Raw genomic sequence first — 15,106 nt, forward strand, 5'->3', positions numbered from 1 at the left:
GTACCTCCTTTTATGAATTAAACGCTTAACTTCCAATTTGCAGAAGCTGTCTGCAAATCGACCAGCCTACGATAGAGGCCATTTTCTTTCATAAGTTCTTCGTGAGTTCCGTTTTCGGCTACAATACCATCTGACAATACAACGATACTATCGGCAGCCTCCACCGTCCTCATTCTATGAGCGATAATAAGAACCGTCTTGCCTTTTACCAGCCTGGATATTGCATTTTGAATTTCTGTTTCGTTGTCTACATCAAGAGAGGCAGTAGCTTCATCCAAAAGAATAACAGGAGCGTCTTTCAAAAGAGCGCGTGCGATAGAAAGGCGCTGGCACTCACCGCCAGATAGTGTTGAACCGTTTTCTCCGATCACCGTCTGATAGCCGTCCGGCAATTTTGAAATAAATTCATCACACTGCGCTGCTTTAGCTGCGGCAACCACTTCCTCGTCCGTTGCGTCCTTTTTACCGACACGAATATTTTCCATGATGGTGTTATTAAACAGCACAACATCTTGAAAAACGATAGAGAAGTTTTTCATCAACATGGTTGAATTTAGCGGAGCAATATCGGTTCCGCCCAACAGTATTCTTCCTCCGTCCAGAGGATAAAATTTGGCTGCCAGTTTTGCGACTGTACTTTTGCCGCCGCCGGACGGGCCAACCAATGCTGTGACCTGTCCCTGCTTTGCAGTAAACGAAACATCCCTCAGTACCGGTTTGCCCTTTTCGTAAGAAAACTGGACATGATCGAATGTAATATCGTACCCGTTTGTATGGATATTCTTCTCGCCGGTTTCTTCCGGGTATTCCTCTATTTCTTTCAAGCGGTTCACCTGAAGCTGTACAGAAAACAGCTCTGCCATATTTGACATCGCCCCGGAAAGCGGATCGTACAGGCGGGAGGCAGCAATCAAAAACAGAATATAGGTAAACAGAGAGGTATCTCCACTTACCACAAGACTATTACCTACTACAATCACCGTTGCCAAACCGAGCCGCAAAAACATCTGGCCGGTTGTCAGCAGACTTGCCGTTGTCATTTCGGATGAAATTTGTGCTTTTTCCGCAGCATCCATCTTTGCGTCCAATTTGCGAAGATAATCTTCTTCCTGATTGCAGGCTTTTATATCCTGTACAGTTTCCAAACATTCCTGAATGCCTTCTGCAAGCTCCAGTCTTGCGTTCATGTGCTTTTTGCTGAGTTTTTCCTGCCATTTCCGTGACAGAATAACGATTGCAAATGAAATCGGGGCTACCCAGAGAAGAGCCAGGCCCATTTGCCAGTTGAAAATCAGCAAACCGATACAAACAATCCCCGTAGAGATAACTGCTCCAAAGAATTGTGGAACCGTATGGGAAAATGCGTGCTCAAAGTTTGCACAGTCTCCCATAATAGTGCTTGTCAGGTCAGCAAGATCACGCTGGTGGAAGAAGGTCAGTGGAAGGGTGCGCAATTTTTCCGCAAGACCGATACGCCTCCTTGCACTTTCGTCATAGGTTCCGAGATATGTTGCAGTGTACTGGCAATAGTGGAATATAAAAACAACAGCTAAAATCACAATTCCAATCACAGTGTAAACGGCGGCACTGATCTCTGGCGCACTCGCTCCCAAAACAGGCGCAAGAAGCTGATTGAGGACGATAGCCAGAAGAATAACAGGAAACATAAGGCTGATATTGGCCAGCACCGAATAAACGATCCCTTTTATCAGGTCTTTTGCACCCTGATCGCTTAACGCATACTTCTTTTTTAACGCCTTAATCATGCTGCTCATCCTCCTTTCCGACCTTCCAGGCAATCGAGGTCTGGTAATCCTTCCACATAGAAGAATAAATACCATTTAAGGCTGCCAATTCTTCATGCGTACCTCTTTCTGCAATCTGCCCCTCCTTGAACACCAGGATAAGGTCTGCGTCTTGTATCGTAGAGAGCCGGTGGGCAATCATCAGAACCGTTTTGTTTTGGGTCAGCCGCTCAAAAGCGAGCTGTATCTGATGTTCATTTTCGGCATCTGCAAATGCTGTGGCTTCATCCAGTACAATAATAGGGGCGTCTTTTAAGATTGCCCTTGCAAGAGCAATCCTTTGATTTTCACCTCCTGAGAGATATGTGCCTCCTGTTCCAACGAGCGTATCAAGCCCATCCGGGAGGCGGTCAATAATATCTTTGCATTGTGCTTCTTCAGCCGCTTTCAGGACTTCTTCCCTGGTAGCGTCCGGGCGGGCCGCCTTAATATTATTCAGCAAGGTGTCCTTGAACAGACGGGTATTCTGAAACACGAAAGCAACCCTTTCCATCAGTTCCTGCTTCTCAATATTGCGTACATCCACGCCGCCAATCGTAACGGTACCTGACTGAACATCATAAAATCGGGGAATGAGACTTGCTGCTGTACTTTTACCGCTGCCAGAGGCACCAACAAGCGCCACTGTTTTTCCTGCCGGAACCTCAAAGCTGATATGGTCTAAGGCCTTCTCTTTGGCCCCTGGATAGGCGAAGGAAACATCCGAAAACACAATCGAAGCATCTGCCGGGATCAGGGGCTGCTCTGGCTCCTTCAAGGGCTGTTCCTGCAAAATTTCATCCACCCGGCTGACTGCGCTTTTAGCCGCCATAAGCTGCTCGCTGGCAAACATGATACGGTTCATCATAGTTGCACAGACAGGAGTAAACAAACTGTAAAACAGAAAATCCAGCACAACATTTTCATAAGCCGCCTGGCCGCTGACCCCGGACAAAATAAACATGGCGACTGGAATAAGTAAAACAAATGTGCCGTTCAGTGTTACTGTAAATCCAGTAAGAGGAATACGGCATTTTAAGGCATACCCGGAAGCAAATTGTTCGTATTCTTCTATTGCAGCGTGAAAATTTTTGAAGGAATAAATAGTCTGCTGAAATACTTTTACAACAGGAATACCGCGAATATACTCCACAGCTTCTTTATTCATTGTTTCCAGTGCAGTCATATACTTGCCCATAAACTGCGCATTATCTCCGCCCATCATCTGTTTGAGAAAGATGACACTGATTCCCATAGGTATCAGGCAGCAAATTCCCAGCCGCCAGTCAAAAAGGAAAATCAAAATAATGACGGCAACCGGCATAACTGCGGCTCCGGTCAGATCGGGAAGCTGATGGGCCAGAAACCCTTCTGTAAGTCCTGCATTATCATCAATGATTTTTCTGAGCCGTCCGCTTGCATTTTGGCTGAAATACCCCAACGGCAGCGCCACGATATGATGAATTGCAGATTTTCTCATATTGGTGGCTGTACGAAACGCCGCCAGATGAGTACAGTTCAGGGCGATAAAATAAATTAAAATGCTTGCCGCTGCAAACACAACCGCCATCCACGCATAATAGGCGCTCCCCGTTGCAAGAGATATATCCCCGGCAGCAAAAGCCTGGATTAAATCGCGGATGACGAGCCAAATGCAAACAAAAGGCAGCATAGATAAAATGGTACTGATCCCGGAGAGAACACATCCCAAAACGGTCAAAACATGGAATTTCCCTGCATATCCGAACATTCTGGACAGTTCTCCATTTTTTTGCTTATCCATAAGCAAGGCTCCTTTCGCAATAATAGACGGGTTAGCATCTTCTAACCCGTCTATTATCATAAAATCATTCGGTTGTTTCTGCCACTCCATACAGAGCGTATCTATCCAATCAGACACATAATTCATTGACACATAAGGCAGGAATATAAGCGGGACAAATTTTCCTGTAACGGAAATGTTTCTACATGACCTTCATCAACGAAATGCAGAACCCGATTGCAAGTCATAGCGGCAAATTCATAATCGTGGGTAATGATTAAAATGGTCTTTCCTTTTTGCGCCAGAGCTTTCAAATGCTCCGATATTCTCATCATATTTTTGAAATCAAGACCGCTGGTAGGCTCATCCAAAATCAAAACGGGGGTATCTATCCAATCCGATACTGCAAGAGTAAGACGCTGTTTCTGCCCGCCGGAAAGAGTAGCGGGATGCCGTTCTTTCCATTCAAACAAGCCATACAATTTCAGCAGATTATCCCGCTGCTCCTGGGTACTTCCTTTTCCGTTCAATAGCAGTTCTTCTTCTACGCTGTCCCCAAACAACTGGCAATCTGTATTTTGCATAACAAAGTAGGCAAAATTCTTCCTTTTGCCTTTAGATACCTTTGTCCCGTTATATATGACCTGACCCTCTTTTTCCTTTTGCATACCACAAAGAATATTCGACAAAGTGGTTTTTCCTATTCCGTTATGGCCTACAATCGCAATCAGGTCGCCAGCATACGCCCGAAAAGATATATCGTGGAAAACCGGATGTTTGCGATAGGAAAAAGCTAAATTTTTCACCTCCATCGTCATATCTTTTTCTTTTGTAGGGGGAATATCTACTTCAATATGGTGTAAATCTGCCGCCCGTATTCCTATGGCTCGTCTTTTTTCTTCTGGAATAGAGAGCAGTTCTCCCGCCGTCCATTCTTCTTTTATGCTCCCGTTTTCCATATAAAGAAAACGGTCTGCAAGGTCAGTAAGATAATAAAGCCGGTGTTCAGCAACAATGATTGTGTGGCCTTCCGCTTTTAGTCCACCCATCAAATTTTTAAGCGCCTCAACGGAATACATATCCAAATTGGCCGAAGGTTCATCAAACACATAAATTTCCGGGTCAACAGCATTGACGGAGGCCACCGCTATTTTCTGTTTTTCTCCGCTGGACATGGGATAAATTTCTTTCCCGCGCAGCATATCTCCGTTAATACATTTGATCGCACTTGAAACCCGTCCATCCAGTTCTTCATACGGAACGCCATAGTTTTCACACCCGAACGCAATTTCATCCTCTGTAATACTGGCAAAAAACTGGCTCTTTGGATCTTGAAAAATTGATCCCACCATTTTCCCAATTTCATACAGAGGATATTCCGATATGCTGCGTCCCAGCAGTGTGACTCGCCCTTTCACTGTGCCTTCATAAAATTGTTCAGCTAACCCGTTTATCAATCGTGTTAAAGTTGTCTTTCCGCAGCCGCTCCCTCCAGTCAGAACAAGGAACTCGCCCTTTTTTATATCGAGGCTGATATGATGGATACTTTCTGTTTCGGCTCCCGGATATTCAAAAGATACATCTTCAAACTGGATAACGGATCGCCTTGCTTTATCATTTACCATTATGCTACCGTCCTTTCCAGCACAAAATAGAGTGCGGTTACGCAAACAGCAACCACGCACATAATCCAATCTCTTTTTTGAAATTCTATCTTCCTGCGGCAGGTATGTTTTCCCGGATTGGAAATCCCCCTGCTTTCAGCAGAAGCTGCGAGTTCTTCAGCTATTCTGGATGAACGGAAAATAACAGGCGTAACAATATACTCCATTGCGTCCAGAGGATGTTTCCATGACAGTAGTTTCCGCAGCCGAAGTGAGGCAAACACATCAGAAAATTCACTGCGCACAGTAGGGAAGAAACGCAGCATGAAGGTTACGGGTAAAGCAATTCCATCGGGAGCATGGATTTTCTTGAAAACGGCCACTACTTCTCCTGGTGGCATACCAATCACAGGCTGCGCCGCCATAACCATCATCAAAATACGCAGCACCATGAACAAGAACATTTCCGGCATAAGAATGGTAATGCCCTGTCCTCCTGAAAGCAGCCTTAACACGATAAAAACACCGCAGACGATTAGATATTTTATTGTCTGCCTGCCAAAGCCCTGAATAATCAAATACACGCTCAAAACGCCCAAAAGTGTGTATATCAAAATGTCGCTTGTGAGCACCGCCACAAGCGACATAGTGAGAACTATGACAAGCAATTTGGTCCGAAAATCAAATTTTATGCTCATAGTTTATTTAATCGCGCCACTCTTTCTGAAGTGCTTCACAATCAGTTTGTTGCTAATCATGCAGCCAAGGACGGCCAGGATAGCGGTGACAGCCAGGCTCAAAATAACATACTTCGGATCGGTGTAATACTGGGTCTGAACCTGAACCTGCTGCTCACTGACGCCGGTGGCAAGAAATGCGTCTTTGAAAAACCAAATTTCTGACATACCATGTGCAGCGCGAACCAATGCCGTGATTACCCACGAAATGGACACACGCTTAATGTCATGGTAGGCATCCTTTCCGCACATGGAAAGCTCTGCGATGATACCGCCGCCCAAAAACCACGGAATCATAAATGGCCCCATCATCAATCCGGCGATAATTGCCCACATGATATTGTAGACAAGAGCGGGGCCATGCTTGCCGACTTTCATGCACATATAAACATAGAACGGTGCGAGGATAAGTGCCGCACCTGCGGCGTTAAAAATCATGGAATAGAACAGTGAAGCGCCGGTCAGGGTCGAATAGACCATAAATACAACGAACATGACCGCACAGAAGATACCGATGATTGCCGCGTCTTTGACAGTGTACTTGCTGCCTGTCGATTTTTCATTTTCCATTTGGAAATCCTCCTTTGTCTTGCAGAAAGTTAGCAATACCTAACCGACTATTCAAAAAATAGGCCAGCTTCAAGCGATCTTTCTGCTTTTATCTGACAAAGGATATTTTAATGCAACTCAGATTTCTTCGCCACTCCATACGGACTCGTTTCTATCCAAACGGACACTCTTTCTGAATTCCGTTGGAGAACTGCCATACGTTTCCTTGAAGGCAGAAGTAAATTTATTCGGATTTTCATATCCGATTTTACTTGCAATCTCCGTTACTGATAACTCGGTTTCCAGCAACAATTTTTTGGCGACTTGAAGCCGATAGGTACGAAGATAAGAATAGACAGAGGTTCCATAGACGCCTCGAAAGCACTTTTTCAATGCTGTTGTAGAAATCTCGAATTTCTGGGAAAGCTGCTCAATCGTGTGATGTGCTGTCAAGTCCTCCGTAATATAGGACGCTACTGCCTTAATCAATGCAACTTGATTTTGGTTGAAATAATCCGTCTGCAAAACTTCCTCCGCTGTGTTGAGATCACTCAAAAACAGGAGCAATTCGAGTGTTTTGATTTTCATGTATCCCGGTTTTCTTTTTTCCCTGATATGATAAAGTTCAGAAAAGATATGTTCAATAGATGGATTGGCCCGCATGATACAACAACGGTTTCCTTCGCAAATATATTTTTGTATGTAATGCAAATCAATATTCAATAGCTCCATGATTTGCCGTACTTCCGGCAGCAATTCATCCAGATTGATGATGATAGAAATACCGTGATAGTGGTTCAGCGGAAAACACGAATTTGACTTTTTCTTCATCATGGAGCTGATCGACAAATCGCCTTCCGCCATATAGCAGCAGCTATTTTCACCGAAACTGCACTCGAAACGTCCAATCAGGCAGTGGTTAATCTCTATCATATTTTTTGCAGTGGCCTGATTTTGATTGCAATAGCCTATGTGCATATCGTTGTAGTAAAGCTCGATACCCGGAAAAACATGATAAACAGTGATCCGTCCATACCCTGTTTCATTCGACAGTCGGAAAATTTTGCAATCCTGCCGCAGTTCATCTTCTTCGGGAGAGCCGTATAGCTTTGTTCCTTCAAATTCATCTGGTAATTCAGACCGCAATAATACTTCAATCGCGCCAGAGAGTGCTTGTTTTTCATAGGTCAGCACTACCCATTCCTCCCTTCAGTTCGCCATAACTAACTGCTATTAAGTATATGTGATAATTTTTTCTGTGTCAAATTTTGATAAAGGCCCATGACGTTAAAGATTTTTAGATGGAAATAGCCAAAATCTCCATTTCAAATTGTAGTATTAGTAGAGGGTAAATACGAGGGTAGGGTTTCGGTAGCAAGCACAGCCAGCGAGTACCCACTGGCGGATTTTCGGTTTAGGGGGACCCCTGCCCCTAAACACGAAAATTGCTTGCTGGGATAGTCCCAGACCCTTATAAGAAACGGAGGCGAAGCGGAATGGTAAACAGAAAGCGGAACATCCAGATGAAGTTCTGGGTGACGGAGGAGGAGAAGCGGCTCATCGACGAGAAGATGGCGCAGCTTCCCACAAAGCGGTATGGGGCATATCTGCGGAAGATGGCGATTGACGGATACATTATTCAGGTGGACACCACCGACATCAAGGAGATGACAAAGGCCCTGGGCTCCATCGGCCGGAACATCAATCAAATCGCCAAGAGGGTGAACGCCGGCGGCCCAACCTATCAAGCCGATATGGAGGAGATCCTGGAGAGATTGGAGCAGATATGGCAGTTACAAAGACGCATCCTATTAAGTCAACGCTGAAAGCGGCCATCGACTATATCTGCAATCCCGACAAGACGGATGGGAAGCTGCTGGTGTCCTCCTTCGGCTGCACTGCGGAGACCGCCGACATCGAATTTGCCTGGACCCGCCGCCATGCCATCGACAAGGGCACGAACCTGGGCCGACATCTCATCCAGGCGTTTGAACCTGGGGAGGTCACGCCGGAGGAGGCCCACCGGATCGGCATGGAGCTGGCGCGGGAGGTCCTGGGCGGCAAATATGAATTTGTCCTTACCACCCACATAGACAGGAATCACGTCCATAATCACCTGATTTTCAATGCGGTCAGCTTTCAGGACCACAAGCATTATCACTCCAATAAGCGGAGTTACCACTTTATCCGCCGCACCAGCGACCGTATCTGCAAGGAGCATGGCCTATCTGTCATCGATCCCGGCCGTGACAAGGGCAAGAGCTACATCGAGCACCAGGCAGAACAGAACGGCACCAGCTACAAGGCGAAGCTGCGCGCCGCCATCGACCGGCTCCTGCCCGGCTGCTCTGACCTGGAGGACCTGCTCCGCCGCCTCCAGCGGGAAGGGTACGAACTGAAACGGGGCAAGTACATATCCGCCAGGGCGCCGGGCCAGGAGCGGTTCACCCGTCTGAAGACCCTGGGTGCCGACTACGCCGAGGAGGCCCTGACCGCCCGGATCGCCGGCAGGCCAAGCCCCTCCCGCCAGCCGAAGCAGCGCACCGGGAAGCCCAGCCTGCTCATCGACATCCAAAACAACATCAAAGCCCAGCAGAGCGCCGGCTACAAGCATTGGACGGCCATCGAGAACTTGAAGCGGGCGGCGGAAACGCTGAACTTCCTGACGGAGCATGGCATCGGAAGTTTGGAAGACCTGTCCGAGCGGTGCGACGGGGCGGAGGCCGCCACCGCCAGGGCGAAGGCAGACCTCCGGGCAACAGAGAAGGAAATGGAGCGGCTGACCCTCACCATGAAGCACGCCGCCACCTATCGCCAGCTCCGTCCCCTGTATGAGGAATACCGCCAGTCCAGGGACAAGGAGAAGTTCCTCCGGGGACATGAGGGCGAGATCATCCTGTTCGAGGCGGCGGCAAGGGAATTGAAACGCCTGAATGCCGTTCCACTGCCCGCCACCAAGCGGCTCCGGGCCGAGATGGACGAACTCACCGCCAGGCGGACCGCCCTGCAATCGGAATATCGGAAGGCCCAGCGGGAGGAGCGGGAGTACGACACCCTCCGCCAGAATGTGGAGGCCCTGCTGGAAAAGCCAAGGGAAGCCGAACCGCAGAGGCAGCGGAATCACGAACTGGAATAGGTAGGATTGTGCGCTTTGCCGGACTTTTCAAAGGCCCCTGGGCGCGGTCTGATTTTATCTGTATAATGGGAGGCAGGAATGGAGGTGCCGCCAATGACGAGAACCGAGGCCGTTAAGGAATTTTTCAAGAAGGCAGTTTTGCCCGTCGCCATCGCCGGGCTGCTGTACTGTATTTTCAAATCCGCCTGCATCAGGAATGGAGAGCTGGATCTTCTCTGGCTCTGGATACTCTGCGGCCTGCCCTTCGGCATCCATCGGATGTGCGTGTGGATCGTGCCGGGCGGCGACTCCCTGGGCGGCGGCGCCGCCCTGTTTGTTCTGAACTTCGTGATCGGCGGCATCATCGGCGGCTTCGTCCTGGTGTGGCGCCTGCTGGTGGCGGCATGGTATGTGCCCCTCACCATCTACCGCCTGATCGTGGGATATTGAGATGGACAAATGATAGAGAGCCGGCTGGCATTGACCAGCCGGCTCTCCTCATGGTGTCCGCTCCAGAATAAATTTTGTTACCAGATCCGCATACTGTTCCAGCCGCACCATCAGCGCCAGGTGGCCGCCGGTCAGGTCGGTGACCACCGTGGGACTTGGCATCAGGGCGATCAGGTCCTCCCGGCAGGCCGGGGTGAAGGTGGTGTCGTCCTCGGACAAAATCAGCAGCACCCGCCCCTCCCACGGGGCAAAATCATTGCGGGTCATGCCAAAGTAGTGTTCTGCGTCACAGAGAAAGTCAATCATGTGCTGTTCATAGGGCTTGGTGAGCAGTTCCATCATAGCGCCGCACAGTTCCTCCATAGCGGCCTTTTCCTGGGCTGTAAAGCCATCGGTTTTCTTTTTCATCACCGCCCATCTCATCATCCGCTTGATGAGCGGAAACGGCAGGAAGGCAAGCCATTTTTTGAACTTCCGCTGGCTTTCGATTATCTTCATCAGATCCTGATACCCGGCCTTGCTCATGTTGCCGGACAGCGAGCAGGTGTTGGAGAGGACCAGCCCCTCCACCACTTCCGGGTGGCGGGAGGCGATGACCTGGGCCACTACGCCGCCCAGGGACTGTCCCACCAGCCAGACCTTTTCCTTCAGGTGGCGGAGTAGTTCAGCCACGGCATCGGCAAACTCGCCGTTGTCCCCGAACTGGAGCTGATAGTCAAAGGTCAGCACCGAAAAATCCCTGGCGAACCGGGCAAAGTGCTTATAAAACAGGTCGGACAGCCCAATGCCGCCCGTGAGCAGGACCAGCGTGGCTTTGGCCTGGGGATTTTGATAGTAGCGATAGGTAAAGAGTTTCCCGCTGCTGACCGTGAAGGCAGCGGTTGGATAAACCCGGCGAAATTCTGCAAGCGTCATCAAATCTTCCTCTTTCTATTTTCCCTGCCGTTCTTTGTCCCAACGGGAACCCTTTTTGCAGATATAAAAGTCACAACAGTCTCCGCCAGCAGCCAGTGTTTTGGTACGGTAGAGCCGCCCACCCATCCAGTCGACGGACATCGTGTCCAGAGCGCATAGATAGGGAACCAGATGAGGAAGGCCCTCCTGTCGGCCCAGGGCACACAGACCGCACTGGTGGTAAAGGATCGTATATTCCTCTGCATCCCGGCCGAAGATGACCTCGGCATTCCACTGAAAGGGGTTCCTATCTGCATCCGCCAAAGATGCAGTCGCTGCTCGCTTATATTGAGCCTTCAATGTAAATGCAGTCTTGGCTTTGCCCCGGAAGGCGGTCACAACCAGAGGAGAACGCATACTGGCACTTACCATGCCCTCAAAGCACTTTTCACTCATTTTTCCTTCTGCCGCCTTATAGATAGACAGCCATAGAATTCCACCAGTCAGGCAGACCCGTAACGGGTTTTCCATCATGGAGCCAATATCCGGGGTACGGGATACCATTTGCCGGTAAATCTGCTTAGAGAGCTGCTTTAACGCAGAAATATCCCATCCCAACTCCTGCCTTGCCAGATACCGAAATGCGGCAGGAGCGATGGCAACCCACATCAGCCTTTCACAATATGTATAGTTCATGACAAACCTCCGTCTTACTTCCGCCCCACCAGCATCCGGGAGTCGCCCAGCATCATCATGGCCGCCCGGCGGCGGGAACCGAAAGCCTCCTGGGCCGTGTCGATGAGCCGTACATCCGCATATCCCATGTCCCGCAGTTCCTGGGCGAAGGCCTCCATGTTCCCGTACATGTGGGGCTTCATCTCATCGTTGAGGGCGAACACGCCGCCTTTTTTCAGCATCCGCAGGGTCTCCAACAGCAGAGCCTGCTTGTCCGCACCCATTACATTGTGGTAGACATAGTTGCTCACCACGGCGTCGAAACTCTTGTCCGGGAAGTCCAGCTTGTTCGCGTCCCCATGCTTGAATACGCACCGGGCCGCCGCGCCCTCGCTTGCGGCGTTTTTCTCGCACATGGCCTGGCCGTAGCCGTAGGCCGCGCCCCAATAGTCGATGCCCGTTACTTTTGCCTCCGGCCACATCAGGGCCGCCCGGATGGACAATGGCCCGGAGCCGCAGCCTACTTCCAGAAGCTGCCCTTGCCCGTCAAAATCCAGATGGGAGAGGACAACCAGGTGAGTCCGATCCATCATGCCGCCGCCCCCCAAAGGCATACTGCCGCCGTATCCAGGCGCACCACAGGAGCAGCGCCAGCAGGATCGCTGCGGCTATCACAAACACCACGCCAAGCACCGTGATATGGAACACTGTAAATGACAGCACCGCCAGTACCACAGACAGCGCCAAAAGGGCGCCTAGCACATAGAAAACAGGGTTTGACATCCAGCTCCCGTAATTCTCCCCATGCGTCCCAAGGCGGATCTCTTTTTGCTGAACTTGATTTTGCTTCATTTGAACCATCTCCTTATGATCAAATTTTTTGCAGCAGCAGACACAATCCCGCCTGGGCCGCCGCCATGAGGGGGCACAGCAAGAGCGGCCACTGGAGCAGATGCTCCGGCAGAGCGTATTCCTTCATCCAGGCTTTGAACCCATAGCCTGGGTGCCCTTCGGTTCCTGAGATGATAAAACGGCGTTTTGCTTTTTTCTGTATCAGCCAGAAGTCCAGAAAAAGCAGATCACAGACATTGACGACCATCCACTGGATATATCCCGTCAGGGCCAAACGCCAGAAGCCGGTTGTCCCGCCCTCCACAGTGCTGACCGCACCATAAAGAAGGAGGGGCAGCAACTCCCCGAAGCAGATCCAAAGCCGGTAAAAACGGTTTTCGGCCTTTGTCGGCGGATCTTTTGCCGCCTTGATGATGGCGGTCGGATAGCAGGGAAACATCAGCCGGGGCCTATACAGCGCCACCGCCGCGGCGAACAGGTTAAAATAGGCCGCCATGGCAATCCCGTCCAGGATGGTGCGTGTCCAATTCACATATATCCCCCTTTCACTTGTAAGTAATCATAAGGTTAGCAATAACTAACCGATATATATTCAGTATACCTTATCCCGCGTGAAAAAGCAATGCACCATTGATGCCTTCCTGCGATTTTGCACTATGGAAATGTGGAAAACGGCCGCTCCGCCGATGGAAAACAGATATTCACGGCCCGATGGAAAAGCCGCCGGCTTTCCCACAGCCCGCAAACATCGTTTCCCACAGTTCCGCAAGCATGACCGTTTACGCACATTCCCACAGCGCCTACTACGGCGAATATCCTTCCCGTCCGATCCTGATTGAAAGAGAAAAAAGAGAACAAAAAAAGAAGCGGGAGCGTCACCCTCGGCCTAAACCGAAGGCGGCGCTCCCACTCTGTTATGGAAAAGTGTTCAAAACAGCCTCTTTGTCCCCCCTCAAATCAGAGGGAGAGGCCCACATGGGGAAATCATAAGGGCGGCTCCCGGAAAAGCCGCCACAGGCGATTTTTCAGCCCGTTTTCAACCCCTATTCCCGCATTTTTTCGAGCGTGCGGACTGGTAATGGGGACAGGCGATGAGGACTGCCCGGAAGCTCTGCTTGCAGGGATGGACACAACCCTTGCAGATCTTGTTATATCTGCGGCGGCCGTTCTCCCCGAGGAAGAAGGACCATTCCAGCCGCCACTTCTTGCTCCGGCTCACAGGTCATGCTCCGGGGGCTTCTTCTGCTGGGCCCTGTCCGGGGGCTTGCGCTCGCCGCACTCCCGTTTGGCCTCCGCCAGCCGCTCCCGGATGGAAGGGCGCTTCTCCGGGGCGCCCCTATGCGCTTCGCCCTGGGCCTTCTCCTGCTCCTCACCTTTGCGGCCGTTGTTCAGCACCCCGTCGATCATCCCGTAGTCGTCCTCCAGGGTCATCTCGGCGGTGCGCAGAGGGTTCTCTTTTTCCGGATGCTCCGCCAGAACAGCAAAAGCTCTGGCGCCGTTGTCCATGATAAGATACTTTCCATCGTCAGACTGGTGGTGCAGGCCGTACCCGGCCGCCTCCATCTGCTCCCGGCTCATATCCGTCACATGGAAGGTGCCCCTGGGGGTTCACACCGTTTCGCCGGTCTCCAGGGCATCTGGAATAAGTTCCCGCTGCTGCTCCCGCAGAAACTCCGGCACTTGCGAAAAGCCGAAGCGGTCGCAGTAATGAGCGGTCTCCTTACCATACTCCCGCAGTACGACTACATCCGAAACCGATAGAGAGTGGCCGTGAAAATTATCCGGCCGGTCCATGTTCAGATCCCGATAGATCGTTTCCAGCGTTTCGCCGGGGGTAAGAGGTGCGGCATAAACCAGTTCATAATTTGCGGAGTCCACAGTATAGGTGGTGTTCTCCCGCATCCGGTCCAGTACATACTCGATATGGGAGCTGTCCAGCTTCAGGAACCGGGACTTGACCACCTCCGCCGGATAGTCGTCCCCGGCAATGCGGATGGTCTCCCGGTTAGAGCACACCGTGTCCACCATGAGCTCCACCAGCTCGTCCAGACGGTCCCGGTCAAGCGGATGGTTTCGGATGAGGCAGTCATACTCGATGTTCTCCAAAATCAATTCCCGATAGCTTTCCCGCTCCCGCATCCGGTCCCGTCCCTTCCGGTCCGAGCCCCTGGGGGTTTGGGGGCTTGATAGGATAGGATTTGATCCTTCCGTACTTGATAGATCTTTTTTTGATTTTTCTTTACTTGATCTATTAGTATTTAATTGTGCGGGGTTTCCCTGTTCAGGTTCTTCCAAGACAGGGGAAGCCTGTTCAAGATTATCCAAGACTGGATTTTCCCGTTCAGGTTTTTCCGGTTTTAGTTCCGGCGGTCTGGGCTGCTCCAGGATGGTGTACTCGATGGCGCCGAGCTGACCGTTTGCGTTGCGGACCCGCTGGCGGATCACATAGCCGTGTTCCTCCAGCTCCCGCACCCCGGCGCAGATGCTGTCAACGCCATCTTTGCAGATCCGAGCCAGCCCCTTGGTGGTATAGTCCCATTCCTCCGGCAAGGAGAGCATGAGGGAGAGAAGGCCTTTCGCTTTCAGCGAGAGCGACTTGTCCCGCAGGTGATGGTTGGACATCACCGTGTAATCGCGGGTTTTCTCAATGCGGAATACCGCCATATTGGATACCTCCTTCCTTC

Annotated in this window: 16 protein-coding genes; 3 read left to right on the forward strand and 13 right to left on the reverse strand. The window is 50.6% G+C overall.

Annotated features, from left to right (window positions below; all coding sequences use genetic code 11):
• Positions 1 to 17 precede the first annotated feature (17 nt).
• The 6 genes from H6A25_RS11025 to H6A25_RS11050 form a co-directional block, all read right to left on the reverse strand.
• The gene (locus H6A25_RS11025) at positions 18 to 1,766 is read right to left on the reverse strand and encodes an ABC transporter ATP-binding protein (protein WP_204752178.1); all 1,749 of its coding nucleotides are present in this window, start codon (positions 1,764 to 1,766) and stop codon (positions 18 to 20) included.
• A complete protein-coding gene (locus H6A25_RS11030) occupies positions 1,759 to 3,567 on the reverse strand; it encodes an ABC transporter ATP-binding protein (protein WP_204752188.1) in 1,809 nt (602 codons plus the stop codon). Before H6A25_RS11030 ends, H6A25_RS11025 begins: the two co-directional genes overlap by 8 nt.
• Positions 3,568 to 3,689: 122 nt before the next feature.
• Positions 3,690 to 5,171 (reverse strand): ABC transporter ATP-binding protein, encoded by a 1,482-nt coding sequence (locus tag H6A25_RS11035; protein ID WP_204752179.1) that lies wholly within the window; start codon positions 5,169 to 5,171, stop codon positions 3,690 to 3,692.
• Positions 5,171 to 5,848, reverse strand: a complete 678-nt coding sequence (locus H6A25_RS11040) for an energy-coupling factor transporter transmembrane component T family protein (RefSeq protein WP_204752180.1) — start codon at positions 5,846 to 5,848, stop codon at positions 5,171 to 5,173. The genes H6A25_RS11035 and H6A25_RS11040 overlap by 1 nt, the downstream gene beginning before the upstream one ends.
• A gap of 3 nt (positions 5,849 to 5,851) precedes the next feature.
• Positions 5,852 to 6,457 carry an MptD family putative ECF transporter S component gene (locus H6A25_RS11045; RefSeq protein WP_204752181.1) on the reverse strand — a complete coding sequence of 202 codons (606 nt, stop codon included), beginning with the start codon at positions 6,455 to 6,457 and terminating at the stop codon, positions 5,852 to 5,854.
• A 117-nt stretch (positions 6,458 to 6,574) separates the two neighbouring features.
• Complete coding sequence (locus tag H6A25_RS11050) at positions 6,575 to 7,630, reverse strand: helix-turn-helix domain-containing protein (protein WP_345941609.1); 1,056 nt, start codon at positions 7,628 to 7,630, stop codon at positions 6,575 to 6,577.
• 302 nt (positions 7,631 to 7,932) lie between these two features.
• On the opposite strand from H6A25_RS11050, the gene H6A25_RS11055 reads away from it, so the two are divergent.
• From H6A25_RS11055 to H6A25_RS11065, 3 genes are all read left to right on the forward strand, one after another.
• The gene (locus H6A25_RS11055; protein WP_025654200.1) at positions 7,933 to 8,262 is read left to right on the forward strand and encodes a plasmid mobilization protein; all 330 of its coding nucleotides are present in this window, start codon (positions 7,933 to 7,935) and stop codon (positions 8,260 to 8,262) included.
• Positions 8,223 to 9,572: a relaxase/mobilization nuclease domain-containing protein gene (locus H6A25_RS11060; protein ID WP_204752182.1), complete on the forward strand. Its 1,350-nt coding sequence runs from the start codon at positions 8,223 to 8,225 to the stop codon at positions 9,570 to 9,572. The genes H6A25_RS11055 and H6A25_RS11060 overlap by 40 nt, the downstream gene beginning before the upstream one ends.
• A gap of 93 nt (positions 9,573 to 9,665) precedes the next feature.
• The gene (locus tag H6A25_RS11065; RefSeq protein WP_087293322.1) at positions 9,666 to 10,001 is read left to right on the forward strand and encodes a DUF6050 family protein; all 336 of its coding nucleotides are present in this window, start codon (positions 9,666 to 9,668) and stop codon (positions 9,999 to 10,001) included.
• A gap of 48 nt (positions 10,002 to 10,049) precedes the next feature.
• Here H6A25_RS11065 and H6A25_RS11070 read toward each other — a convergent pair whose 3' ends face one another.
• The 7 genes from H6A25_RS11070 to H6A25_RS11095 form a co-directional block, all read right to left on the reverse strand.
• Complete coding sequence (locus tag H6A25_RS11070; protein ID WP_087238580.1) at positions 10,050 to 10,916, reverse strand: alpha/beta fold hydrolase; 867 nt, start codon at positions 10,914 to 10,916, stop codon at positions 10,050 to 10,052.
• Between the two features lie 15 nt (positions 10,917 to 10,931).
• Entirely contained in the window at positions 10,932 to 11,591 is a 660-nt protein-coding gene (locus H6A25_RS11075) for an L-2-amino-thiazoline-4-carboxylic acid hydrolase (protein ID WP_204752183.1), read from the reverse strand.
• 14 nt (positions 11,592 to 11,605) lie between these two features.
• Positions 11,606 to 12,163, reverse strand: a complete 558-nt coding sequence (locus H6A25_RS11080; RefSeq protein ID WP_243423340.1) for a class I SAM-dependent methyltransferase — start codon at positions 12,161 to 12,163, stop codon at positions 11,606 to 11,608.
• Positions 12,117 to 12,422 (reverse strand): hypothetical protein, encoded by a 306-nt coding sequence (locus tag H6A25_RS11085; protein WP_204752185.1) that lies wholly within the window; start codon positions 12,420 to 12,422, stop codon positions 12,117 to 12,119. The genes H6A25_RS11080 and H6A25_RS11085 overlap by 47 nt, the downstream gene beginning before the upstream one ends.
• 19 nt (positions 12,423 to 12,441) lie before the next feature.
• Positions 12,442 to 12,954 carry a hypothetical protein gene (locus H6A25_RS11090; RefSeq protein ID WP_204752186.1) on the reverse strand — a complete coding sequence of 171 codons (513 nt, stop codon included), beginning with the start codon at positions 12,952 to 12,954 and terminating at the stop codon, positions 12,442 to 12,444.
• 683 nt (positions 12,955 to 13,637) lie between these two features.
• The gene (locus H6A25_RS13200) at positions 13,638 to 14,000 is read right to left on the reverse strand and encodes a DUF4316 domain-containing protein (RefSeq protein ID WP_243423346.1); all 363 of its coding nucleotides are present in this window, start codon (positions 13,998 to 14,000) and stop codon (positions 13,638 to 13,640) included.
• Between the two features lie 30 nt (positions 14,001 to 14,030).
• Positions 14,031 to 15,086: a DUF6017 domain-containing protein gene (locus H6A25_RS11095; RefSeq protein WP_430651175.1), complete on the reverse strand. Its 1,056-nt coding sequence runs from the start codon at positions 15,084 to 15,086 to the stop codon at positions 14,031 to 14,033.
• Positions 15,087 to 15,106 lie beyond the last annotated feature (20 nt).

Origin of the sequence: Intestinimonas butyriciproducens (assembly GCF_016901775.1) — a bacterium.
GTDB lineage: Bacteria > Bacillota > Clostridia > Oscillospirales > Butyricicoccaceae > Pseudobutyricicoccus.

Bases quoted from the DNA above. Each gene is read 5' to 3' on its own strand.
- H6A25_RS11025 (WP_204752178.1), bottom strand. From the start codon at position 1,766: ATGATTAAGGCGTTAAAAAAGAAGTATGCGTTAAGCGATCAGGGTGCA.
- H6A25_RS11030 (WP_204752188.1), bottom strand. From the start codon at position 3,567: ATGGATAAGCAAAAAAATGGAGAACTGTCCAGAATGTTCGGATATGCA.
- H6A25_RS11035 (WP_204752179.1), bottom strand. From the start codon at position 5,171: ATGGTAAATGATAAAGCAAGGCGATCCGTTATCCAGTTTGAAGATGTA.
- H6A25_RS11040 (WP_204752180.1), bottom strand. From the start codon at position 5,848: ATGAGCATAAAATTTGATTTTCGGACCAAATTGCTTGTCATAGTTCTC.
- H6A25_RS11045 (WP_204752181.1), bottom strand. From the start codon at position 6,457: ATGGAAAATGAAAAATCGACAGGCAGCAAGTACACTGTCAAAGACGCG.
- H6A25_RS11055 (WP_025654200.1), top strand. From the start codon at position 7,933: ATGGTAAACAGAAAGCGGAACATCCAGATGAAGTTCTGGGTGACGGAG.
- H6A25_RS11060 (WP_204752182.1), top strand. From the start codon at position 8,223: ATGGCAGTTACAAAGACGCATCCTATTAAGTCAACGCTGAAAGCGGCC.
- H6A25_RS11065 (WP_087293322.1), top strand. From the start codon at position 9,666: ATGACGAGAACCGAGGCCGTTAAGGAATTTTTCAAGAAGGCAGTTTTG.
- H6A25_RS11070 (WP_087238580.1), bottom strand. From the start codon at position 10,916: ATGACGCTTGCAGAATTTCGCCGGGTTTATCCAACCGCTGCCTTCACG.
- H6A25_RS11075 (WP_204752183.1), bottom strand. From the start codon at position 11,591: ATGAACTATACATATTGTGAAAGGCTGATGTGGGTTGCCATCGCTCCT.
- H6A25_RS11080 (WP_243423340.1), bottom strand. From the start codon at position 12,163: ATGATGGATCGGACTCACCTGGTTGTCCTCTCCCATCTGGATTTTGAC.
- H6A25_RS11085 (WP_204752185.1), bottom strand. From the start codon at position 12,422: ATGAAGCAAAATCAAGTTCAGCAAAAAGAGATCCGCCTTGGGACGCAT.
- H6A25_RS13200 (WP_243423346.1), bottom strand. From the start codon at position 14,000: ATGAGCCGGGAGCAGATGGAGGCGGCCGGGTACGGCCTGCACCACCAG.
- H6A25_RS11095 (WP_430651175.1), bottom strand. From the start codon at position 15,086: ATGGCGGTATTCCGCATTGAGAAAACCCGCGATTACACGGTGATGTCC.